We start from the raw sequence: 22,844 nt of genomic DNA on the forward strand, positions 1-22,844 counted from the left end.
TAAAATGAATACAGAAATTTTAACTTCCGAAATAGTACTGGAGAATGAAATAGCTAAACTAATTCCATTAGACAATCCAAGAAACCAAGAGCTGAAAGAAATAATTTTTGATGATGATATTTGGAGATATATGGGAATATTTATTAGAACCGAAACTGACTTCAAGAATTATTTAACAAATACATTAAATGCACAAAAATTAGGAATTTGTTATCCCTTCCTAATTATAGATAAAGTCACTGGACGAGTAGCTGGAAGTAGTAGATATGGCTATTTGAATACAACAAGTGAAAAATGTGAAATAGGTTGGACTTGGTACGGAAAAGATTTTCAGGGCACAGGCTTAAATATTGCATGTAAATATGAATTGTTAAAGTTTGGATTTGAATCTATAGGTTTTCGAAGAATTCAATTTAGTGCAGATGAACAAAATATTCGTTCACAAAAGGCAATTGAAAAATTAGGAGCAACAAGAGAAGGTGTTTTTAGAAATAACTATATAGATTCAAATGGGCAAAGTAGAAATGATGTCTATTTCAGTATAATAAAAGAAGAATGGAATAATATTAAGCAGAATAATTTTAACAAGTTTGTTAATACTTGAGATGTTTTTCATACAATGAAAGCAATAATTTTTGATATTGATGGAACATTGACTAATACGACTGAAGTCGATGACAAATGTTTTAAAAATGCATTTAAAGATATTTTTGAAGTTGATATTTCAAATCAAAGCTGGGATTGTATAGAAAATGTCACTGATTTCGGAATAACCGAAGAAATTGTCCATAAACAATTGGGTAGACTACCAACTATTAATGAATACCAAAAAATGATTTCAAGATTTGTTGAACTTTTAAATAATGAGCTTAAATATGATAAATCACAATTTGATGAAATAGATGGAGCTACCCAGTTTTTGAGATTTATTAGCCAAAAATCAAATATTGCAATTGGAATAGCAACTGGTGGTTGGAAAAAATCAGCAAATTTAAAATTGAAGGCTATAGGTGTTAATTCGGAAAGCTACGCTTTTTCAAATAGTAATGATTTTAAAAAAAGAGAAGATATTCTACTAGAAACTATGAGACAATTAAATGCGAAAAATCATTTTAAAGAGATTGTTTACTTCGGAGATGGAATTTGGGACTATAAAACATGTAAAATATTGGGCATTAAGTTTGTAGGTATTGATAATAAAAGGAACAATAAATTAATTAACGCTGGTGCCGAAATAGTTTTTAAAAACTTTTCTAATCCGTTACAAATACTAAAACATCTAAACATAGAATAATTTTGAAAATCAACTATCATAACAAAAAATTTAAAATTCTAAGGAGTTCCAATAATTCAGAAACAAGTGAAGAGGTTATTTTTGAATATAGACAGCAAGGTAATATTTTATTATCTGAATATAATGGCGGACTTATTCAAAAAGGACAATTAATTGGATTGGTAAATGAAGAAGGAAATATTGAAATGAGGTATCATCAGATTAATTTAAAAGGAGAATTTATGACGGGTATTTGCTATTCCAAACCAGAAGTTCAATCTAACGGAAAAATTCGACTTCATGAGACTTGGAAATGGACTAGTGGCGACAAATCCAATGGAGAATCGATTTTAGAGGAAATATAGCTTATAAGCAATATGTCAATATTGTGTAAAATAGATAGAAAGCTTAGTGCTGTTTTGAAACGTAAAACAATAAATCAAAAACTTATACTATCTGAAAATTTAATATTTAAAAACCGCTACTCATTAAAGGATTTTTAGGGAAGAAATGGGATTAGATATTGATTTAATAAAAATAATAAAGAGCTTGCATTAACAAGAATACCTACTTTTGGCATTAAAAATAACATGAAAATTAGCTTAGGTTGGCATATTCCAAAATCAGAAAAGGATTTTAATCCGATCTGGGATAATGGTGGAATAAGAAGATATTCTTCAACTGTGGTTTTAAATTTTGGAAATAAATATGGAATAATCATTTTATCAAATGCTTCAGCATTCAACTTAAAAATAGAGAATATTGATAAATTATGTTTTGAATTAATGAATCAAGTAGAAAATTATAAATAACAATGAAGGTCTTAAATCACGAAATTAATGATTTCTACATCAAAGAATATTATTATCAATCTTTTGATGATAGTATCGAAAACACAGGAATTATTATAGATGACGGTTGCTTTGAGTATATTTTTATTGATAATCGAAAGAAAAATATTTATCTAATTCACAATAATAAAAAATACAACTTGCCTAACTGCTTTACTTTAAACCACATGTTGCCTCCATTTAAATTTCAATATGATAGGCAATTTACAACTATGGGTATAAAATTTCAGCCTTGGGTTAATAGCTTATTCGTTCCAGACAGCTTGAATTCGGGTGTTATAGATCTCACTTGCGTTTATGGCAAAGAATTAGAAAAAACAACAGTATCCATTCTAGAAAACTTTGATTTAAATTTGATGATAAGTGAATTTGATAAAGTTTTAAATCTAAAGTTCGAACGTGTTGACGATGAAACTAACCTAATTCAAAGTATTTGCTTTGAAATTCATCAAAAAAATGGGATTATATCAATTAATGAATTATCAAAAAAACATGGTATATCTAGGCAAACATTAAATAAATTATTTAAGAAAAAAGTAAAGTATCCAATAAAATACTATTCTAGGCTTGTAAGAACACGAGCAGCAATTGCCTATGCACGAAATAATCCAAATTTGACTCTTACAGATGTTTCTTATAAATATGGATATTTTGATCAGTCTCATTTTATCAATGATTGTAAAAATTTAATAGGTTACAACCCCTTATTACTTATAAAAAAAGAAGGTTATTCTTTAAATAAATAATTGAAGGTTACCATTTTTACAATTTTATATCGAAGTAGATTATCATCTTCGCAAATCAATTAAATCGTTATAACATGAATTCAACAAAAGCTTTTTGGATATGTATTCTATTACTATTTGTTAACACAAAATTTAGTTATGGGCAAGAAGAATTAATTCCTGAAGTTAAAAGAGAAAAAATACTTAAACCAAATTCAGAGCATGTTTTTACTCTTAATTTGAATAAAGGAGAATTAGTTATCTTTTACATAACCAACTATTCTTCAGATTTACAATTTCTTGCTTGGAATGAAAATAATGAAATTGTAGAACAAACAGAAACTTTTGATGGAACCGATATTCCTATTTTCCATGCTAGAGAAACAGGGAAATATAATATAAAAATAACTCCGTTACATCAATTAAAGGATGCTATCAAATATAATCTGCAACTTAAAGTGATAAAATCCAACACCAATGATAAAGCAGAAATTATTTCAAAACTATTAAAATCATTTTATCCGAAGAATGAACCAGGAAGTTGTGTAAGTATTATGTATGAAGGAAAAGTAATACTACAAGAATGTTATGGTTTGTCTAATATAAGTTATCAAAGTAAAAATAATGAACAAACATTATTTAATCTTGCTTCTGTTTCAAAACAATTTACTGCTTATGGAATTTCATTATTAAGTTCAAAAGGACTTATTTCATTAAACGATGACATTAGAAAATTTATTCCTGAATTGCCTGAATATTCCAAACCAATAAAAATTGAAAATTTACTCAATCATACTGGTGGGTTTTATGAAAATGATTTTCCTTTAGCTCTTGCTGGCTATGACAATTCATTTATTCCAAAAGAAAAAGAATTTCAATTTATTTACTCAAATAAAGATGTATTATTTAACTCTGGTGAACAGTTTCAATATAGTAACACAGGTTATGTATTGTTAGCTGAAATTATTAGTAGAGTAACAAAAATGAAGTTTAATCAATGGATGTCAGAAAATGTTTTTATTCCAATAGGAATGAGTAGCACTCTAGTTTTGGATGATATGAATACAGTTGTTATCAATAAAGCAGAATCTTATGTTAAGTCAAAAGATGGAGAGTATATAATCAGCCCTGTAAATTTTGATGCTCCTGGTCCAGGAAACATCCTCACAAATATTGATGATTTAACTAAATGGATTACACATATAGATTCCATATCAAAAGAAAGTACACTTTATAACAAAAAGACATTTCTCAATAATGGAGAAGAAGTAAACTACATTTTTGGCAATTTTTATTCTTCTTTCAAAGGCAATAAAATGATTAGCCATTTAGGATTAACTTCTGGTTACAGAACTTCATTGGCTAGATTCCCAGAAAAAAATATTTCTGTTGCACTTTTAGCCAATAATGGAATGTGGAAAACGTACGATTTAGCATCAGAAATTTTTGAAATCATGTTATCTGATGAAATTCAACTGGAAAAATTAAAAGCTACAATATTTGAAAAAGAATCCAATAAAAAAGTAACTTCTTCTGAAAAGAAACCTTTGCAGAATACTAATCTTGAAAAATTAACTGGGTTTTATTATTCAGATAAAATCCAAACTTATTTTCAGGTTACAATGGAGAATGGCAACTTATTTCTTTCTAACTTCTTCAATCCACAAATAAGATTAACCAATACAAATATTAATGAATTCTCAAGTGATGTTTGGTATCTAAATAAAATCAAGTTTAATGAGAATGATGACAAAACTTCTATGACAATTTTTAATGATAGAGATACAGCAGCAATCAAATTTTTTAAACAATAATATACATTTTTTTTAATCTTTTCTAAAATCTTATTATCTAAGTTTTTCAAAGTAATCATTTAAAATTTGTACCAATAAACTTATTTGATACTAATTTCAATATAGATAAGATTTAATCGGATTTATAACCATTTATTTTTGACAAGAAATATAAAGAAATACAGACAATATAGCTAGAAATGTATATTTCAAAAGAGAATAATATTAAGAGCTTAAAAAGTTAGTTATCATTAAAATTAATATAAAAGATTTAAAAAAAATATGGATAAATTGATTTACAAAATATTTTTCATCTTAATTATTGTTTTTTCAACAATTAAGATAAATGCTCAAAATGTACATATTAAATCAAATAAAGTTGATTCAATTTTTAATACTTACAATAATAACGAAGTACCTGGAGTTTCAATTGGATTTATAAAAGATAATAAGCTAGAATTTTTCAGGTCTTACGGAATGTCAAACCTTGAAAATGATATATCTATAAATGAAAATACCATATTTAATCTAGCTTCTGTTTCAAAACAATTTACTGCATTTGCTATCTTATTATTGGAGCAGGAAGGCAAACTATCATTAGAAGATGATGTGCATAAATATATTCCTGAACTTTATGATTATGGACAAAAAATTACTTTAAAGCAATTAGCAAATCATACCAGTGGTATACGAAGTCATCTTCAATTACTAGGTCTTAAAGGTTATATTTCTGATAATGTAATTACCAAAAAAGATGCTTTACAGATTATTTTTTCACAGCGAGAATTGAATTTTAAGCCAGGAGAAAAATATGGATATTCCAATTCTGGATATGTACTGTTGGCAGAAATTGTAGAACGTGTATCAGGTATGTCTTTTCCAGAATTTTTAAAGAAAAGGGTATTTGAGCCACTAGAAATGAATGATACTTTTGTCATGGATGACTATCACAAAGTGATTAAGAATAGGGCTGTATCTTACGAAATTGAAAATAGTATCTATGTTAATGCCCCTGCAAATTATTCTTATTATGGTTCAACAGGAATTTACACCAATATAAAAGATTTTAGTAAATGGGTGTTAAATTTTTTTAATCCAAAAGTAGGAAGCGATAAGCTATTCAAAAAGATGACAACCGAAACTTTCTTAAACAACGGCCAAACTACAGGATATGGTTTAGGTTTAAGAGTGGGTATCTACAATGGTCATACTTATATAAACCATCCTGGAGGTGATGCAGGTTATGTTGCTTTTATGGGGCTTTTTCCTCAGCATAAAGCAGCTGTTTTTTTATTAAGTAATAACAATACGGTTAATACTGAAGGTAAAGCTCTTGAACTTGCCGATATAATGATGACTTCTTCACAACAAAACAATTCACACAAACAAATTCTACCATTACCCGAAAATAATAGAAATACAAAAATTGAAATCAAAAATTCTGAACTTAAACAATTAGAAGGACATTACCTAAGTAACGAGAATTTTTTAATCAGAAATTTAATAATGAAAGATGGTAGTCTATACTTTTCAAGGCCGGAACAAAACCATCGAGAAACCAAATTAATTCCAATTGGAAAAGGAATATTTCAATTTGATGGAAATCCTACTGTTACAGCAGAGTTTAGAAAAGAACAAGAAAAAGTTACAATAAATATTTTGATGAATGGTACAATAGTAGAAACGTATGATAAATATAATAGAAAGACTTACACTAAAAAACAATTAAAAATATTCGAAGGTTCGTACTATAGTCCAGAATTGGATACAACCTATGAACTAAAAGTTATGGACGATTTGCTTTATGTTATCCATCCCAAAATGGGAAATATTGCTGTTGCATCGGTCAAAAAAAATGGTTTTATTGGAAGTAATTGGCAATTTAGATTTATTGAGTTCGAAGAAAACAATCAAGAACAAATTACTGGGCTTAGGGTCACATCCGATAGGGCTAGAAATGTATATTTCAAAAGAGAATAGTATTAAGAGCTTAAAAAAAGGTTGTTTTTAAAATTATTACTATGAATTATATATATTTTAAGTATAGAACGTAAAAGGAATGTTCTTTTAAAGATTTATTTGAAGAAGAAATGGGATTAGATATTTATTTGATGAAGATAATAAAAGAACCAAAACCAAAATTTGAATGGCTTTCTCACAAAGATAATCCTGAGTTAAAAACTGATTATTCAGAATTTTTAACGACACGAAAAATAGAATTGGAAAATGGAAAAATTGAAGTTGAAAAAGGATATTATTCTGTTTGTATTTCATATCAACGAAAAGGAGTAAAACCAAATTTTTATACAAAATTCAAAGCAGATGATTTCATTTTCACATTTGATGAATTGTTGGAATTGAAAAAATATATAAAAAAAGAATATCTAGATTCATTTGAATTTAGTTTTATACAGAAATTTACAGAAAAGGAGAATTTTATAGCGATTAGTTATTAAACTGTAAATTAATGAATTATAGAACAAATTATTAATTAATATCTACTTATAAAGATTGAACTTTAAAGTTTTATTTAAAATGGAAAAAACATATTTTCTAATTCTAATTTTTAGTTTCTTGAACATGTCTGCTCAAGAGGAAGTTAATCAATTACATATTTTTTTTAATGAACTTCATAAAGAAGGGAAATTCAATGGCAATGTTCTAATAGCGGAAAAAGGAGAAATTATTTTTAAAGAAAGCTATGGCCTAGCTAATGAGGAAACAAAACAAAAGTTGAATGAAGAAACTGTTTTTGAATTGGCATCATTATCAAAACAATTTACTGCCATGGGTATTGTTCAGTTAGAAAAAGAAGGTAGACTATCTTATAATGATACTATCTCAAAATACATTCCCGAACTTAAAATTTACAAGGGAGTTACCATTCATAATTTATTAACTCATACTGGTGGTTTACCCGATTATATGGGATTAGCAGAAGATTACTGGGACAAAACAAAAATTGCTACTAATGATGATATTATATCTCTTTTAGAAAAAATTAAGCCTAAAATGGAATTTGAGCCTAACAAAAAATGGGATTACAGCAATACTGGTTATTTGCTATTAGGAACAATAATTGAAAGAGTGAGTGGAAAATCATTTGAAGAATACCTAAAAGAGAAGATATTTTCCCCTATTGGAATGAACAATACAACTATTTACAGAAGAAGGTTTCTTCCTAAGAAAATGCAGAATTACGCATTGGGATATATTTTTTCAGATAGTCTCCAAAGAAAGATTTTACCAGATGAATTAGGAAATGATTTTTACGTAGTTTATTTAGATGGTATTGTTGGTGATGGAATGGTAAATTCCAATATACACGATCTACTTTTATGGGATAGAGCCCTTTATAATAATTCTTTTATAGATAATAACGACAGAAAATTAATATTCTCATCTTACAAAACAGATGAAAATGAAGAAACTGATTACGGTTATGGATGGTTTTTGGCGGACAATGATATTTATGGAAAAATAGCATATCACACTGGCAGTTGGGCTGGTTATTTAACATTTATTGATCGCCATTTAGATAACGATAAAACCATCATAATTCTTCAAAATAATTCCAATAAAGAAACCAAAATTCCAATCAAAAACGTTCGTCGCATTCTTTATGATTTACCTGTTGAAAAGCCAATCATATTGGAAGATGATTTATTATTAAAATACAAAGGAATTTATATAACAGATAAGGGGAAAGAAAAAGAAATAGTGTTTGAAGATAATAAACTATGGATTCCTATGAACCCACAAGTAAAATTGGAGTTAGTTCCTGTTAGTAAAACAAAATTTATAGTTAGTGGTTTCAGTCCAGAGGTCTCTTATACATTCATCTTAGATAAAAATAGTGAAGTAATTGGGTATAGAGTTCAACAACCTGAGCAAGGAGTAGATCAAATAACAAAACGAAAAATAACCCAATAAAGCTTGATTTTATCAGATCTTTAAGTTCTTGGGTATAGAAATTTAATAAAATAAGAATAAATTATGAATTTAAAAGTATTATTAATACTGCTATTCGGAGTTTACATAAGCTGTTTTTCAAACAATGAAAACAAAAAAAATGAAAATCAAGACAAAAAATCTTTAGCAGTCAAGGTTGAGATACTAATTACAAAAGAAGGTGTTTATAACGCCTTAAAATGGTTTCAATCCAATAAAAGGAATAGTGATTATACAATTAATGAAAATGAACTAAATAGACTAGGTTATAAGTTGCTTTATGAACTTAAAAAACCAGAAGCTGCAATTGAAATTTTCAAGTTCAATACGGAATCTTTTCCTAATTCTGGGAATGCTTTCGATAGTTTGGGGGAAGCTTATCTAAAAAATAATAATTATCAGCACGCTATTAAAAGTTATAAAAAAGCAGCAATGCTACTAAAACATAAACAACTTTATCATTATGGTTTTCTGGATGCTGAACCTTATAGTAAAACCGTTATTCCTTCAGATACCCTTAAGCTTTTTGAATCTCGTGGAGATTTTAATAAAAGCACAGCCTATGTTTATTTGCAAGGAGGTCCTGATACCGAACTGCACATCAATGCAAAAGACGCACTTCATTTAATGGATAAAGATTCAACAATTTTGAGGGTATATCCATTCCAAGCTCAAATGTTGAATCCGGAATTACTTATTACAAATCCTGTTTTGACCGAAGAACAAAGCCGTATGGAAAATGAAAAAAGTATCGAAATATTGCATAGAACTATCAATTACCTAAAGCAAAGAAATAAGAAAGTATATCTAATAGGTCATTCTTATGGTGCTTCAATATGCTTGGAATACATAGCATCTAGAAACAATTTGGCAGATAAAGTTGTGATAATGGGAACAGACCTTGACGACAATATAAGTAGTTGGTCACAATTAAAACCAGGAGAATATATAAGATGGGAAAAAGGTGTAGAACCAAAAGCAAAAAAAGTTTTTGGCTGGCTACCTGATGATTTTCCCATAAAGCTTTCTTTTGATAGGTTAGCTGATAATTTAACGGTATTGGTCAAGAATAACATCCAAAAACAGTATACCCAGTCCATAAAAGAGGAAGACTTTGAGAAACTGATAACAGTTTATGCAACAGAAGACGAAGCAAATGGTAGAAAATCCCAAAAAGAAATCAATTTTCTTTATTCTAAGGGTGTTGATGTCATAGAAGTAAAAGGGGATCATCATAGTATGCTAACAAAAGATTTTATGGGGTATATTTTTAGAAATAAACTCAATTGATTAATTATGTATGGAATAATAAATTTTGAATCTTTTTTATTAGCAGGAATACTTTTGAATCTAACACCAGGCACTGATACCATGTATATACTCGGTCAAAGTGTATCACAAGGAAAAAAGGCTGAAATATTACATAGAACTATCAATTACCTGAAGCAAAGAAATAAGAAAGTATATCTAGTAGGTCATTCTTATGGTGCTTCAATATGCTTAGAATACATAGCATCTAGAAACAATTTGGCAGATAAAGTTGTGATAATGGGAACAGACTTTGACGACGATATAAGTAGTTGGTCGCAATTAAAACCAGATAAATATATAAGTTAGTAAAAATAGTGGACAATCATTTCAAATAAAAAATTTTTACCATATATTTGATTTATCAATTATATTTGTATCAATGAATGAAATAGACTTTCAAAATCCCGAACAAACAATTTTCTACCAAATAGAAAAAGCCATAAAACAATATCGAACTATGGCACAAAACAATTTGAATGAACTTGGCTACTCTATTACTATCAACCAAATTTTAATGTTAATTCAAATCGAAAAAAGACCCGAAATAAGCCAAGTAGAGCTATCAGAATTGCTATTCAAAGACGTAGCTTCAATAACCCGAATGACAGAACTTTTGGTTAAAAGAGATTTTTTATTACGAGCAGAAAACAAGGATGACCGTAGAAAAAAAGATTTAAGAATCACAGACAAAGGGAAAACAATTATAGAATTAGCAATTCCAATCATCAAAAAAAATAGAAATATCGCCTTAGCGGGTTTAAACCAAGAAGAACAAGAAAATCTTTTCAAAGCACTAAATACAATAATTTTAAATACATCAAAATGAAAAAACTAATCATCGGCATAGTTTGCCTTGGAATTTTAAATTCCTGTAAAAACACAAAATACCCAATTTCCCAGTATTCGGAAAAAGCAACTAATGTTAAGTTACTTTTAGACAGTACAGATTTGGGTAAAAACTACAATGGAACAGTTTTAATATCAGACGGTAATGACATTTTGTTTCAAAGTGCTTATGGATTTAATCAACACGATAAGGAAACCAACAAAATTGAGACAAAATATGATATAGCCTCAATGGGAAAAATGTTTACAGCCGTTTCCATAATACAATTAAAAGAAAGAGGGAAACTTACACTCGAACAAACAATTGGCGAAATTTTACCTGATTATCCGAATAGCGAAGCTAAAGTGATTACAGTTCAGCAATTGTTATCACATACTTCAGGGTTGGGAGATTACTTTAGTCCCGAATTTGATATGCGTAAAGATTCGATTAATAATTTAGCCGACTTTTTACCCTTTTTTGTAAATGACCCTTTGGAATTTAAACCTGGAGAAAGAATGAGGTACAGCAATGCAGGTTATATCGTTTTAGGTCTAATGATAGAAAAAATAGTAGGTAAAAGTTATAATGAATATTTGACTGAAAACATATTCAACCCAGCGAATATGACTTCCACCGGACCATTGTCAGGTTCAGCAGGTGGTGGTAATTCGACAGTTGTAGATTTACAAAAATTCGCACTTGCCTTTCAAGGCCATAAACTAGTAAACGAAGAATCTTTTAAATTAATGACTACTGACCATTTTAACAATGGTTATGGGTATGGAATGAGTTTGAGAGATTTAAACGGAACAAAAATATACGGACATAACGGTGGAGCACCAGGAATTTCTGGGGAGTTGGATATGGTTGTTGGAGAACCTCTTATAATCATAACAATGTCGAACAGAAGTCCTAATGACGGTTGGGCTCAAGTAAGAACCAACATTAGAAAAGAGTTTTTTGGAAGTACGCCTGAAATAGAAAAGTTTTTAAATACGGAACAAGTAATTAAAACGTATCAAGACAAAGGATTTGATGAGGCAAGCAAAAAACTTACCGAACTTGGAAATAATATAATTGATAGAAATGCCTTTGAATATGCAGAAAAGTATGCTATGCAAGGACAATCAAATAAAGCCATTGATATTTTAAAACTGTTAGTTCAAGCATATCCTGACCAATGGTATCCTTACAGTTTTCTTGCAGATTTTCAACTACAAGCAGGACAGAATGAAGAAGCCATTAAAAACTTTAAAAAGAGCTTGGAATTAAATCCTGAAAACGAGCAGGCAATTGAGAAGCTGAAAATATTAGAATCACAAAAATAAAAAACTACGTTTGCTAAAAACGTGTATAAGCAATAGCGGTTTAGGTGTTAACCTGAACTGCTTTTTCGTTTAATTAAAGTATATTGTAATCCGAAAAGTAGTTAAGTGAAATCCTCTACTGCTCATACACACATCCTATGGGAAAAAGGTGTAGAACCAAAAGCAAAAAAAGTTTTTGGCTGGCTACCTGATGATTTTCCCATAAAGCATTCTTTTGATAAGTTAGCTGATAATTTAACGGTCTTGGTCAAGAATAACATCCAAAAACAGTATACCCAGTCCATAAAAGAGGAAGACTTTGAGAAACTGATAACAGTTTATGCAACAGAAGACGAAGCAAATGGTAGAAAATCCCAAAGAGAAATTAATTTTCTTTATTCTAAGGGTGTTGATGTCGTAGAAGTAAAAGGAGACCACCATAGTATGCTAACAAAAGATTTTATGGGGTATATTTTTAGAAATAAACTCAATTGATTAATTATGTATGGAATAATAAATTTTGAATCTTTTTTATTAGCAGGAATACTTTTGAATCTAACACCAGGCACTGATACCATGTATATACTCGGCCAGAGTGTATCACAAGGAAAAAAAGCAGGAATATTATCGGCTTTAGGTATTTCAACAGGTGCTATGTTTCATGTCCTTTTTTCAACGCTAGGCTTGTCTGTAATTTTATCAAAATCAGCCTTAGCTTTCGATATAGTAAAATATCTTGGAGCACTTTATATGATATTCTTAGGTGCGAAAATTTTATTTAAGAGAAATGATGAAAAATTTGAATTGCAGGATGGTTTTTATACAGTTAGTTACAAAAAAGTATATTTTTCAGGAATTTTAACCAATCTTTTAAATCCAAAAGTAGCTCTTTTTTTTCTAGCTTTTTTACCTCAATTTGTTGACTCCAATCATGCAAACAATGTATTTCCTCTTTTAATTCTTGGTATTACTTTTTTAATAACAGGTACTATATAGTGTTTAATATTGGCTTTGTTAGCTTCTAAGCTTTTTAATCAGATAAAAAAGAATTATAAAATAAAAAAAGCGATAGACAAAATAACAGGAACAATTTTTATTGCTTTAGGAATTAAAATCGCATTGACTTGAAAGTAATTCATAAATTAAGGATAACTTAAAGCAAAAAGAATTGGTACACATCAAAGCTTCATCTTACAAGAAAAGGAATAAATTAGTCCTATATAATTTATTTGATACCTTTTCATTAAAATATAAATCAAGCAAAAAATATTGTGCTATATTTTTGTAATTAAATCATCATCAATCAAAATCAATAAATTATGAATCAAAAATTTTTTTTAGTAACAGTATTCTTTTTAATTTCATTAGGATCATTTTCACAAAAGCAACAAAAACTTCAAAAACCATATGTCGACGAACGCGTTGAGCTCTTGAGTATCATTTTTAGATTAGCAGAAAGTGAAGAATATAGTTCAAATTTGTTTAAAAAATATACAGATAAAATTTATAACCATTATAATCTTTATAAAAATCATGAATTAATCGATTTTATAAAAAAGATAAGAAACGAAAATGGGGTAAGCTATGATGCTGTCATGTCAATGGCAATTCATTTAGATAAAAACTTCAATCCTATTGTCCCATTTTCAGATACCATACCAGATGTTCGTTGGGGCAAAGGAAATGCTTATAAATTTATTGAATTATTACATCTCTTTTATAAGGATAGCAATTCAAAAGATTTTTTTAAACAAAATGAGAATTTCTATGAAAACATAAGCGATAGCTTCTTGCCGATATTTAATAAATTAAATGCAGGATGGTATAAAAGTTTTTATGGTAAAGAAGCCAATGAAAGTTTTAAAATTATCATCGGATTAGGTATAGGAGGAGGTAATTATGGACCTTCAGTAACTTTAAAAAACGGTGAGAAAGAAGTTTATGCTATTATGGGTACATGGAACACAAACCATGAAGGTATGCCTGAATTTAAAATTTCTAGTTATTTTCCAACACTTGTTCATGAATTCAATCATTCTTTCATTAATTACATTCTTGAAAAGAATGAAAATCCTTTTAAAGAAAGCTGCCAAACTCTTTTTTTATCAGTAAAAGACAAAATGAATCAAGGAGGATACGGAGACTGGCAAACTTTGTTTAATGAAGCTTTAGTAAGAGCAGCTGTTATTAAATATATGAAGGATAATAATTTTACAATTGAAGAAATTAACCTTGAAATAAATGAACAATTGAATAGAGGATTTGTCTGGATTGAAGATTTGGTTTCTAAACTAGAAGAATATGATACTAATAGAAAACAATATCCTACACTAGAAAGTTATTATCCAATATTAGCAGATTCATATAAAGAATATGCTAAAAATATTGATAAAATGATTTTAAAAGTTGAAAAATTAAAACCTCGATTGGTTTCAATATCCGAGTTCAATAACGGAGATACTAATGTTAATTCTAATTTAAAACAAATTACATTAAATTTTGATAAACCTTTTAGCGAGGTAAATTTTTTAAGACCAACTGATGAGAATGCAGCATTTCCGGAATTTACAAACCTTACTTATTCTGAAAATAGAGAATCAATAACTTTAACTTGTAATTTAAATGCAAATACAGAATACAAGATGGTATTAGTAGGTCTTTCACCAAGAAGTATTAGCGAGATTCCTCAAGATTACATTATAAGTTTTAAAACTGAAAAATAGTTTAAAAACAGAAAACAATAAATTTATGAAAAAAACAATCATCTTACTATCCCTGATAGTTCTTTCTTGCACTCAAAAAGAAAAAGAAAAAGAACTTCCTATTTTAAAAACCAATTCAGAAACGTTAAGCATTCAAGAAGGCAATGTTCTTTTTCCAAGCATTTGGAAAGTAAGCCCAGAACTGGAATGGGATGAATATACCGTAAACAAGTTTACAGGAAATAAAAAAATAAGTTTTTGTTCGGATATTGATACGTTAACATTTGATGTAGTACCAAATAATAAGTATGAATTCATTGTAAGCTATAAAGACCAAAAAGCTAAAACAAGAATAATTACAGATACTTTGAATGCTGGAAATTTAGATATGTTGGCATTAAAATATAAACGATTGAATAAGGATGTTAATATTAAAAGTGATACCATACCGTTTAGTATTGGTGTCGATAATAGAATTTATATTGAAGGCAAAGTAAACAATTCAAAACCGTTAAAGTTAATATTCGATACTGGGGCTAATTCATTTGCAATAACTACTTCCTTAATAGGGGACAAAGTTGCTATGAAATTGGATGGTGAAACCTTAAATAATGGATCTGATGGCAGTTCAATAAAGCAGACGAGTTCTGGTAATACCGTGGAAGTTGGAAACCTTGTTTGGGATAACATAATTTTTACTTCTATTGATTATAAAAACCGTGATTTTGATATTGTTATGGGATGGACGGCATTTGCCGATAAAATCGTTGAAATAAATTATGATAAAAAAATTTTAGTAATTCACTCGTCTTTAAAAACGATAACAAAAGGTTATAAGAAGATGGAAACTATGATGATTGATGGCATACCATACATTAAAGGTGCTATTTCTGTTAATATTAAAAATCATTCTGGTTGGTTTGAATATGATACTGGAGGTAATGGCAGCTTTTATTTGAGTCAAAAATTCACTCAAACTAATAAACTCAATTTTAGTAATTTGGAGCTAAAAGGGACTGCTATCAGTTCGGGAAGTCAAGGGGCAAAATTTAAGAGTAATGTATATCATCTTCCAAAATTAAAAATGGGAGATTTAGAAACCTATGAAATACCTATTTATGTTGCAGAAAAAGATCCTGAGAATCTTGAATATAAAGATATTTTAGGCAATGATTTATTAAAACGATTTAATGCTATCATCGATTTTAAAAATTATGAAGTTTATTTAAAGCCCAATCAATTATTACATTCTAAATATGACTTATAAACCAGTTACGGGCAATGTTAAACGACCACCCAACAAAACAACAAAAATGACAGGACAACATCATTACAAAGTAACAATTAAATGGACAGGTAACAATGGACAAGGCACAAAGGACTATCGTTCTTATGAACGCAGCCACACTGTATTGATTGAAGGTAAACAAGACATTTTTTGCTCTTCTGACCCATCATTTCGTGGTGACAAAACCAAGCAAAATCCAGAAGAATTATTTTTAGCTTCTATTTCATCGTGCCATATGCTTTGGTATTTACATTTATGTGCAGTCAAAGGAATTGTTGTTATTGATTATTCCGACAACGCAATAGGAACAATGCAAGAAACCCAAAACGGTGGCGGAAACTTTACGGAAGTGACATTGCACCCTGTTGTTACAATAAGCGACAAAACAATGATTGAAACGGCAAACGAATTACATAAAAAAGCAAATGAACTTTGTTTTATAGCGAACTCATGCAACTTTCCTATTCATCACAATTCAACTTGTATAACTCAAAATGCTTGAAATTAGACCAAATTGCGAAAACTGCGGTAAAGCATTACCTAACAACAGCGTAGAAGCGATGATTTGCACTTTTGAATGCACGTTTTGCATTGACTGCGTAACAAATATTTTGCAAAACGTTTGTCCAAATTGTGGAGGTGGACTTGAAAAACGACCGTCAAGACCGACAAGACTTTTAGAAAAATATCCGGCGAATAACAACACTATTTTGCAACCGATAGACAAAGAAAAATTTAAAGAAACGCTTGATAAATATAAAGACGTGAAACCCAACGAAAGATAAACACTGCCTGTAACATTGTATAAGTGTAATGCGGGCGAAAGTACCAAATTGAAACGAATTGAATATTAACAAACATATCGCCAAACCGAAAGTGCAGTACTTCTAATCCCTCACTACGCTTATACTTGACCGATATAAATATAAAATGAAATTGAGTTACCATCTTACATTAATATTGCTTTTATCAAGTGTAATCCTCGGCTGTAAAACTTCCCAAGAGAAAAACATACACCAAAAAATTGAAAATGACACCGAAGAAATTTTCGATAAATTAGTAGAAATTAGAAGAGACTTTCACCAGAATCCTGAAATTGCTGGAGATGAATCCAGATCTTCTAAAATTATTGCTGAATACTTAATTAATTTAGGATTAGAAGTTAAAACAGGAATAGCTGGTAATGGAGTTATTGGCATCTTAAAAGGTAAAAAGGAAGGGAAAATTATAGCTTGGAGGGCTGATATGGATGCTTTACCTCATGATTTCCCTGATGAAGTATCCTATAAATCTAAAAATAAGGGAATACAACACGGTTGTGGCCATGATATCCATATGGCAATTGGGCTGGGAATAGCTGAAGTACTGTCAAAAAACAAAGAAGCAATTAATGGTACAGTATATTTTATATTTCAACCCGAAGAAGAAACCTTTGTAGGAGCAAAAAACATGGTAAATAGCAAATTGTTTTCAGAATTACATATTGATGAAATTTATGCACTACATGTAACAGCTTTGCCAGTTGGTCAAATAATAGTCAAATCAAATGAACTATTTGCCTATCAAAAGCGAGTTCAAATCAATTTTAATAGTAAAATGACAAAAGAAAATGCTGAAATATTATATCATCAAATAAGAAACGAAACCATCCGAAAGAAAAATGGAGTAAATCCATGGGAGATTCCAATGGCTTTTGACTCAATCGTTGGATTAAGCAATCCTAACACTACTTTTAAAGATTACTTTTTTATGGAGGAAAATTTTATAATCGAAAGAGATAAGGATCAACTTAGCCTTAAAGGCTATACTTATGAAACCAGTAAGTCAAATTTGCCAACTATTTTACCAAAAATTGAACAGATAATCAATAAATCAAAATACAAAGATCAATTCATCTCAGTATTATTTATCCAAGAAAATCCAACGGTATTGAATAATGATTTATTAACAAGAGAAGCAACAAATGTCCTAAACAACATTTTTGGTAACAAAACGGTTACACAAGCTCATGGGCAAATTCCTTATTTCAATGATGATTTCTGTTATTTTCAACAAAAAATGCCTGGAGTATATTTTTTATTAGGGGGTTCTAATCTTGCAAAAGGCATCTTTGCTATGAATCACGCACCCAATTTTAGGGTTGATGAAGAATGTATAAAAATAGGCGTGAAATCGTTTTCATCATTAATTTTTGAAAGAGTCAATAAATAAATCTCCTTTTCAGAATAACTATTATTAACCTTTGCTTATATCATATAAACTCTAAATTTATTTAAAATGATTTACAAACTATCTAATCAAATGCAATTAATGAAGAAAGACTATATAAATTTTGTTTTGTTATTTATTACAAGTGTTTTGTTATTGTCTATTTCTAGTGTCATAAACAAAATAAAATTATATAAAGTAAATGAAGATATTTATTCACCAATCACAGTTGTCGATTTATCTAAAATAAATAAAATAAATATCATTCTCTTCCTTTTAGGGATAATTCTCTTATTTACTGCATTACGTTATCTATATTGTTTTCTTAAAAAAAATAAACTAGAAAATAAATTTGCACAACTAACAAAATCCGAAAAGAGAATAGTATTATCAATCTGTGAGAATAAATTCAATAAAGAGATAGCTGCTGAATTCAACATTTCGATAAGCACACTTAAAACGCACATCAATAATATCAATAAAAAAATGGAAATTAATAGCCGAAGAGAATTAATAGAACTAAAAAATAAATTAAAAACTAAAAATTAATTTCTAGTACCTTTTTCAAACCTAAAAAAACAAAAGAATGAAAATCTAAGACTTAGTTTTGAAGCTTAAACTTTAAAACTTTTCAATTATGCTTAAGAAAATAATTTTATTCCATTTCTTGTTTTTATCAATTTCATTCAATGCCCAAGATATTGATTATTGTTCAAAAATAGTAGATAAAACCGTTGAAGCAATAAATTCTAAAAACACATCCAATCTTAAACCACATCTTGCTCCAGATTTTTCAATTGCTGGGCAAAAAGGCAATATAGCAATCATGGTTCTAGATCAACTCATTGCACAGTTAAATGAAACTGTTCTGAATAACAGTAAATCAAATTCAAGAGAATTACCCGACGGTCTAGAGTTGAAATATAATATCAACTACAAAAACATGGGAGAAAGAGAAGCTACTTTTCTATTTGATAAATCAAACAAGCTTAAAGAATTAAACTTATTTGAAATGCAAGTCAAAACAATGAGTAATGAAAATAACTTTATTTTTCCTGACAATGAGATTATTGAAATTCCATTTAAACAAGTTGGTAATTTAATAAGTGTAGAAGTTTCAATCAACAATCAAAATAAAACTTTTCTTGTAGACAGTGGAGCACCTAGAGTAATTATAAATAGTAAATATTATAAATCAAACCTTGGAGATAGGTCAATATCTTCTTCAAACCAAGGAGTTAACGGAGCTATCACTAATTTGGATATTGTAAAAATTGACGAAATCAATTTTAATGGAATACAATTAAAGAATCAAGATGTACTAGCTTCTGATATTTCGCATTTAGAAGAAGATTTAGATGTTGAAATACATGGATTAATAGGGTATGATATTTTAAGTAATTATGACATTTTATTTAATTACGAATCTAAAACCTTAACATTGATAAAACCTACTAGCTTTTTAAAATTTAAAAATAATTATTTTAAAAACTATTATGAAGAAAAAGTGGCAATTAAACTCAGTCAACATATTCCAATTATTAGTGCAATTATTGGTAAGAATCAATATGATTTTGGAGTAGACAGTGGAGCAGAAACTAATTTAATTGATGAGAAATATTATAAAAAAGTAAAAAAACACCTTTCAAACGAAAGCTCTGACTCGTTAATTGGAGCTGAAAATAAAGAGAAAATAGTTAAAACAGCCTCATTAACCGAACTTGTTATTGGTGGAAGTATTCCTTTTAAAAATACAAATATAGTTTTTAGTGATATTTCACATTTAAATCAGGCTTATCAATTAAATATTGATGGAATATTAGGATATGAAATTTTATCAAAGTATCCAACATTTCTCTCATATTCTAGAAAAGAGATAATCTTTTTTAAAAAATAGCATTCTGTGAGTGTCATATACAGAATTTAGGACTTTTTACTTTAAAAAAAGTACGTTTTCAACTAATAAATTGAAACATTTGCATAAGGTTATTTGTAAATTTTTTTCTTTAAAAAAATTTCCTAATTTAAATCCTCCTATTAATTGTTAGCAGTGTACAATTTATAAGGGGGATTTTTAATTTTAACAATTATGAATAAAGTGCAATTTCTTAGAAATAAACTTAATTATACGCAACAAGAATTAGCTGAAAAGACAGGTCTTTCATTAAGAACAATACAAAGAATTGAATCAGGTCAAAAACCCCAAGGGCATACATTAAAAGTTTTATTAAAAGCACTTGAAATAGAAGATTTAGATGAATTAAATAGCGATTCTAAAATTGTTATTGATGAGTATGACTACAATAATTTAAAATTAATTAATCTAATAGCAATAGTTGGTATTGTTTTACCACCAATAAATATAATCTTACCCATCATTTTGAAAAAAAAATATAAAGAAAATCATAACATGAGTAAACAAATAATAACCTTACAAATTATTTGGACAATCATGTCTTTTATAATTTTCATGCTTTGTTCATTTATAAAAAATTGGTTTAATCTTAGTAGCAAATTTATTTTAATAGTAATGATAACATTAGTTTTATCTAACGTGATAATTATCTTAACTAATAATTATTTCATAGATCAAAAACAAAAACTTTTTTTTAAGCTGAATTTCAATGTTTTATAATAATTGTCAGCTAATTGGCATACAAATGTCACATACAAAAATTTTAAAATTAAATAGAAAGCTAAATATTTGTCAAAAATTTAAAATCATGAGTAAAAACATTTTATTGACAAGTCTAATTATGGTTTTTTCTTTTATTTCAGAAGCTCAAATAAAGAAAGATGACCAACTTTTTATTGAATTAAAAAAACAAGATAGTATATTTTTTGAAAAAGCATTTAACCAATGTGATCTAGATTATTTAGAAAAGCACATTGCTAACGATTTAAAATTCTATCATGACCAAAGTGGATTCCAAGATAAAAAGTCTTTTTTAGAAAATACTAGGAAATATATCTGCTCTAATCAAATGCAAAAGCCAATAAGAAAAGTTAATGCAAATAGTTTAGAGCTTTTTAAATTATCTAATGATGGAGTTCTATATGGAGTAATTCAAAAAGGAGTTCACAATTTTTATTTAAGAGAGGCAAATAAAGACGACATGTGGACGAGTACAGCAAAATTTACTCATGTTTGGCTTAAAAAGAATGAAGATTGGGTTCTAGCAGAAGCTCTAAGTTATGATCATCAAAGCCCTGATATAAACTCAACAAATCTGAATAACATAGAAAAGTTACTTGAAAAAAGTAATGTGCCCGCAATGGGTTTAGGTATTATTGAAAACGGCAAATTAACAAAAGTTGAGGTATATGGCACCTTAGATAAAATTCAGAAAGCACCATACAATACTATTTTTAAAGTTGCTTCATTAACTAAACCTGTTTTCGCTCTTACCGTTTTAAAACTCATTGATGCAGGACTATTAAAAATGGATGAACCTTTACATCAATACTGGATTGATCCAGAAATTAAAAATGACAAAAGATATAAAAAATTAACACCATACTTGGTTTTAACACATCAAACAGGCTTTCCAAATTGGAGATACCTTACAAATGAAAAAAAATTACATTTTCAATTTGAACCAGGTACCAAATATCAATATTCTGGTGAAGGCTTTGAATACCTAAGAAAAGCCATTGAAATAAAACTCAATAAGACATTAGAAGAATTAGCCCAACAATATGTTTTTAAACCTATTGGAATGCATGATACGCATTTTTGGTGGGATAATAAGGTAGATGAAGAAAGATATGCTCAAAATTATGATGATAAAGGAAACACTATTGACAATAAAAAATACTTTGAAGCTAATGCAGCAGCTAATTTGTTAACTACTGTTGAAGACTATGGAAGTTTTATAGCCTACTTAACAAATGGAGCTCAATTATCATCTAGCCTTTTTAATGAAATAATTAAGCAACAAACCAAACTAAGAGATAATGATTTTTTTGGTCTTGGATGGGAAATTTTAACTGGTTTTTCTAATGACGAATATTGTTTAATTCACACAGGTAAAGATCCAGGAGTAAGTACTCTAGCTGTATTTTTTCCAAAAACCAAAAATGGGTATTTAATTTTTTTAAACGGTGATAATGTAAATGAAATTTATGAAAATGTTTTAAATAATAAAGTATATCTAGGTAATGAACTTTGGGATAAAAGATAATTTTTTTTGTTTGTTGTCCTATTTTTTAAAACTCATTCGTATCAATAGAAAATAATATTAACTTAAATTTTAAAATTATGAATGAATTTATGATGCTATTCAGACACACTCCAAATCCTGACTTTAAAATGTCACCAGAACAAATGCAAGAAAACATCAAGTATTGGCAAGATTGGATTGGAAGTATTGCAGCTCAAGGAAAATTTGTGGCAACAAATCAATTAAGTTTTGAAGGAAAAACTTTAAAACCAAATAACATTGTTACAGACGGACCATATGCTGAAGTAAAAGAAATTATTGGAGGTTATGTAATTTGTAAAGCTGAAAATTTAGATGAGGCATTAAAACTAGCCCAAGGTTGTCCAATTTTAAATATTGGTGGACACGTTGAAGTAAGGAGTTTTATGAAAATTAATTAATTT

General features: G+C 28.5%; 25 protein-coding genes. All 25 read left to right on the forward strand.

Annotated features, from left to right (window positions below):
• The first annotated feature begins 4 nt into the window (after window positions 1-4).
• The 25 genes from EQG68_RS02470 (at window position 5) to EQG68_RS02590 (ending at window position 22,841) form a co-directional block, all read left to right on the forward strand.
• The gene (locus EQG68_RS02470; RefSeq protein ID WP_129463201.1) at window positions 5-604 is read left to right on the forward strand and encodes a GNAT family N-acetyltransferase; all 600 of its coding nucleotides are present in this window, start codon (window positions 5-7) and stop codon (window positions 602-604) included.
• Window positions 605-619: 15 nt separating this feature from the next.
• Window positions 620-1,294 carry an HAD family hydrolase gene (locus tag EQG68_RS02475; RefSeq protein ID WP_129463202.1) on the forward strand — a complete coding sequence of 225 codons (675 nt, stop codon included), beginning with the start codon at window positions 620-622 and terminating at the stop codon, window positions 1,292-1,294.
• Window positions 1,295-1,296: 2 nt separating this feature from the next.
• Complete coding sequence (locus tag EQG68_RS02480; protein ID WP_317125508.1) at window positions 1,297-1,638, forward strand: n-acetylglutamate synthase; 342 nt, start codon at window positions 1,297-1,299, stop codon at window positions 1,636-1,638.
• A 225-nt stretch (window positions 1,639-1,863) separates the two neighbouring features.
• A complete protein-coding gene (locus EQG68_RS02485) occupies window positions 1,864-2,085 on the forward strand; it encodes a hypothetical protein (protein WP_129463203.1) in 222 nt (73 codons plus the stop codon).
• Window positions 2,086-2,087: 2 nt separating this feature from the next.
• Window positions 2,088-2,870 carry a helix-turn-helix transcriptional regulator gene (locus tag EQG68_RS02490; RefSeq protein WP_129463204.1) on the forward strand — a complete coding sequence of 261 codons (783 nt, stop codon included), beginning with the start codon at window positions 2,088-2,090 and terminating at the stop codon, window positions 2,868-2,870.
• Window positions 2,871-2,944: 74 nt separating this feature from the next.
• On the forward strand, window positions 2,945-4,663 hold the full coding sequence (locus EQG68_RS02495) for a serine hydrolase domain-containing protein (RefSeq protein ID WP_129463205.1): 1,719 nt from the start codon (window positions 2,945-2,947) through the stop codon (window positions 4,661-4,663).
• Between the two features lie 261 nt (window positions 4,664-4,924).
• Window positions 4,925-6,622, forward strand: a complete 1,698-nt coding sequence (locus tag EQG68_RS02500) for a serine hydrolase domain-containing protein (protein WP_129463206.1) — start codon at window positions 4,925-4,927, stop codon at window positions 6,620-6,622.
• Between the two features lie 131 nt (window positions 6,623-6,753).
• Window positions 6,754-7,098: a hypothetical protein gene (locus tag EQG68_RS02505; protein ID WP_129463207.1), complete on the forward strand. Its 345-nt coding sequence runs from the start codon at window positions 6,754-6,756 to the stop codon at window positions 7,096-7,098.
• Window positions 7,099-7,222: 124 nt separating this feature from the next.
• The gene (locus EQG68_RS02510) at window positions 7,223-8,575 is read left to right on the forward strand and encodes a serine hydrolase domain-containing protein (RefSeq protein ID WP_246011617.1); all 1,353 of its coding nucleotides are present in this window, start codon (window positions 7,223-7,225) and stop codon (window positions 8,573-8,575) included.
• Between the two features lie 63 nt (window positions 8,576-8,638).
• Window positions 8,639-9,883: a hypothetical protein gene (locus EQG68_RS02515; RefSeq protein ID WP_129463209.1), complete on the forward strand. Its 1,245-nt coding sequence runs from the start codon at window positions 8,639-8,641 to the stop codon at window positions 9,881-9,883.
• Window positions 9,884-9,889: 6 nt separating this feature from the next.
• Window positions 9,890-10,210, forward strand: coding sequence for an alpha/beta fold hydrolase (locus EQG68_RS14990; protein ID WP_164975371.1), 321 nt, complete (start codon window positions 9,890-9,892; stop codon window positions 10,208-10,210).
• A 151-nt stretch (window positions 10,211-10,361) separates the two neighbouring features.
• Window positions 10,362-10,730 (forward strand): MarR family winged helix-turn-helix transcriptional regulator, encoded by a 369-nt coding sequence (locus tag EQG68_RS02525; RefSeq protein ID WP_164975372.1) that lies wholly within the window; start codon window positions 10,362-10,364, stop codon window positions 10,728-10,730.
• The gene (locus EQG68_RS02530; RefSeq protein ID WP_129463211.1) at window positions 10,727-12,061 is read left to right on the forward strand and encodes a serine hydrolase domain-containing protein; all 1,335 of its coding nucleotides are present in this window, start codon (window positions 10,727-10,729) and stop codon (window positions 12,059-12,061) included. The genes EQG68_RS02525 and EQG68_RS02530 overlap by 4 nt, the downstream gene beginning before the upstream one ends.
• A 105-nt stretch (window positions 12,062-12,166) precedes the next feature.
• A complete protein-coding gene (locus EQG68_RS02535) occupies window positions 12,167-12,535 on the forward strand; it encodes a hypothetical protein (protein ID WP_129463212.1) in 369 nt (122 codons plus the stop codon).
• Window positions 12,536-12,541: 6 nt separating this feature from the next.
• Window positions 12,542-13,036, forward strand: a complete 495-nt coding sequence (locus EQG68_RS02540; protein WP_222845196.1) for a LysE family translocator — start codon at window positions 12,542-12,544, stop codon at window positions 13,034-13,036.
• A 323-nt stretch (window positions 13,037-13,359) separates the two neighbouring features.
• Window positions 13,360-14,763, forward strand: coding sequence for a DUF4932 domain-containing protein (locus tag EQG68_RS02545; protein WP_129463213.1), 1,404 nt, complete (start codon window positions 13,360-13,362; stop codon window positions 14,761-14,763).
• Between the two features lie 25 nt (window positions 14,764-14,788).
• A complete protein-coding gene (locus EQG68_RS02550; RefSeq protein ID WP_129463214.1) occupies window positions 14,789-16,009 on the forward strand; it encodes an aspartyl protease family protein in 1,221 nt (406 codons plus the stop codon).
• Between the two features lie 46 nt (window positions 16,010-16,055).
• Entirely contained in the window at window positions 16,056-16,532 is a 477-nt protein-coding gene (locus EQG68_RS02555; RefSeq protein ID WP_129463306.1) for an OsmC family protein, read from the forward strand.
• Window positions 16,525-16,815 (forward strand): DUF1272 domain-containing protein, encoded by a 291-nt coding sequence (locus EQG68_RS02560; RefSeq protein ID WP_129463215.1) that lies wholly within the window; start codon window positions 16,525-16,527, stop codon window positions 16,813-16,815. Before EQG68_RS02555 ends, EQG68_RS02560 begins: the two co-directional genes overlap by 8 nt.
• Before the next feature lie 145 nt (window positions 16,816-16,960).
• A complete protein-coding gene (locus EQG68_RS02565; protein WP_129463216.1) occupies window positions 16,961-18,241 on the forward strand; it encodes a M20 metallopeptidase family protein in 1,281 nt (426 codons plus the stop codon).
• A 66-nt stretch (window positions 18,242-18,307) separates the two neighbouring features.
• A complete protein-coding gene (locus EQG68_RS02570) occupies window positions 18,308-18,787 on the forward strand; it encodes a helix-turn-helix transcriptional regulator (protein WP_129463217.1) in 480 nt (159 codons plus the stop codon).
• Between the two features lie 88 nt (window positions 18,788-18,875).
• Window positions 18,876-20,135: an aspartyl protease family protein gene (locus tag EQG68_RS02575; RefSeq protein WP_129463218.1), complete on the forward strand. Its 1,260-nt coding sequence runs from the start codon at window positions 18,876-18,878 to the stop codon at window positions 20,133-20,135.
• A 192-nt stretch (window positions 20,136-20,327) separates the two neighbouring features.
• Complete coding sequence (locus EQG68_RS02580; RefSeq protein WP_129463219.1) at window positions 20,328-20,873, forward strand: helix-turn-helix domain-containing protein; 546 nt, start codon at window positions 20,328-20,330, stop codon at window positions 20,871-20,873.
• Between the two features lie 88 nt (window positions 20,874-20,961).
• Window positions 20,962-22,422 carry a serine hydrolase gene (locus EQG68_RS02585; protein ID WP_129463220.1) on the forward strand — a complete coding sequence of 487 codons (1,461 nt, stop codon included), beginning with the start codon at window positions 20,962-20,964 and terminating at the stop codon, window positions 22,420-22,422.
• A gap of 77 nt (window positions 22,423-22,499) precedes the next feature.
• Window positions 22,500-22,841 (forward strand): YciI family protein, encoded by a 342-nt coding sequence (locus EQG68_RS02590; RefSeq protein ID WP_129463221.1) that lies wholly within the window; start codon window positions 22,500-22,502, stop codon window positions 22,839-22,841.
• The last annotated feature ends 3 nt before the right edge of the window (window positions 22,842-22,844 follow it).

The sequence above is a fragment of the Flavobacterium piscinae genome (assembly GCF_004122145.1).
Taxonomy (GTDB): domain Bacteria; phylum Bacteroidota; class Bacteroidia; order Flavobacteriales; family Flavobacteriaceae; genus Flavobacterium; species Flavobacterium piscinae.

Bases quoted from the DNA above. Each gene is read 5' to 3' on its own strand.
- EQG68_RS02470 (WP_129463201.1), top strand. From the start codon at position 5: ATGAATACAGAAATTTTAACTTCCGAAATAGTACTGGAGAATGAAATA.
- EQG68_RS02475 (WP_129463202.1), top strand. From the start codon at position 620: ATGAAAGCAATAATTTTTGATATTGATGGAACATTGACTAATACGACT.
- EQG68_RS02485 (WP_129463203.1), top strand. From the start codon at position 1,864: ATGAAAATTAGCTTAGGTTGGCATATTCCAAAATCAGAAAAGGATTTT.
- EQG68_RS02490 (WP_129463204.1), top strand. From the start codon at position 2,088: ATGAAGGTCTTAAATCACGAAATTAATGATTTCTACATCAAAGAATAT.
- EQG68_RS02495 (WP_129463205.1), top strand. From the start codon at position 2,945: ATGAATTCAACAAAAGCTTTTTGGATATGTATTCTATTACTATTTGTT.
- EQG68_RS02500 (WP_129463206.1), top strand. From the start codon at position 4,925: ATGGATAAATTGATTTACAAAATATTTTTCATCTTAATTATTGTTTTT.
- EQG68_RS02505 (WP_129463207.1), top strand. From the start codon at position 6,754: ATGAAGATAATAAAAGAACCAAAACCAAAATTTGAATGGCTTTCTCAC.
- EQG68_RS02510 (WP_246011617.1), top strand. From the start codon at position 7,223: ATGTCTGCTCAAGAGGAAGTTAATCAATTACATATTTTTTTTAATGAA.
- EQG68_RS02515 (WP_129463209.1), top strand. From the start codon at position 8,639: ATGAATTTAAAAGTATTATTAATACTGCTATTCGGAGTTTACATAAGC.
- EQG68_RS14990 (WP_164975371.1), top strand. From the start codon at position 9,890: ATGTATGGAATAATAAATTTTGAATCTTTTTTATTAGCAGGAATACTT.
- EQG68_RS02525 (WP_164975372.1), top strand. From the start codon at position 10,362: ATGGCACAAAACAATTTGAATGAACTTGGCTACTCTATTACTATCAAC.
- EQG68_RS02530 (WP_129463211.1), top strand. From the start codon at position 10,727: ATGAAAAAACTAATCATCGGCATAGTTTGCCTTGGAATTTTAAATTCC.
- EQG68_RS02540 (WP_222845196.1), top strand. From the start codon at position 12,542: ATGTATGGAATAATAAATTTTGAATCTTTTTTATTAGCAGGAATACTT.
- EQG68_RS02545 (WP_129463213.1), top strand. From the start codon at position 13,360: ATGAATCAAAAATTTTTTTTAGTAACAGTATTCTTTTTAATTTCATTA.
- EQG68_RS02550 (WP_129463214.1), top strand. From the start codon at position 14,789: ATGAAAAAAACAATCATCTTACTATCCCTGATAGTTCTTTCTTGCACT.
- EQG68_RS02555 (WP_129463306.1), top strand. From the start codon at position 16,056: ATGACAGGACAACATCATTACAAAGTAACAATTAAATGGACAGGTAAC.
- EQG68_RS02560 (WP_129463215.1), top strand. From the start codon at position 16,525: ATGCTTGAAATTAGACCAAATTGCGAAAACTGCGGTAAAGCATTACCT.
- EQG68_RS02565 (WP_129463216.1), top strand. From the start codon at position 16,961: ATGAAATTGAGTTACCATCTTACATTAATATTGCTTTTATCAAGTGTA.
- EQG68_RS02570 (WP_129463217.1), top strand. From the start codon at position 18,308: ATGATTTACAAACTATCTAATCAAATGCAATTAATGAAGAAAGACTAT.
- EQG68_RS02575 (WP_129463218.1), top strand. From the start codon at position 18,876: ATGCTTAAGAAAATAATTTTATTCCATTTCTTGTTTTTATCAATTTCA.
- EQG68_RS02580 (WP_129463219.1), top strand. From the start codon at position 20,328: ATGAATAAAGTGCAATTTCTTAGAAATAAACTTAATTATACGCAACAA.
- EQG68_RS02585 (WP_129463220.1), top strand. From the start codon at position 20,962: ATGAGTAAAAACATTTTATTGACAAGTCTAATTATGGTTTTTTCTTTT.
- EQG68_RS02590 (WP_129463221.1), top strand. From the start codon at position 22,500: ATGAATGAATTTATGATGCTATTCAGACACACTCCAAATCCTGACTTT.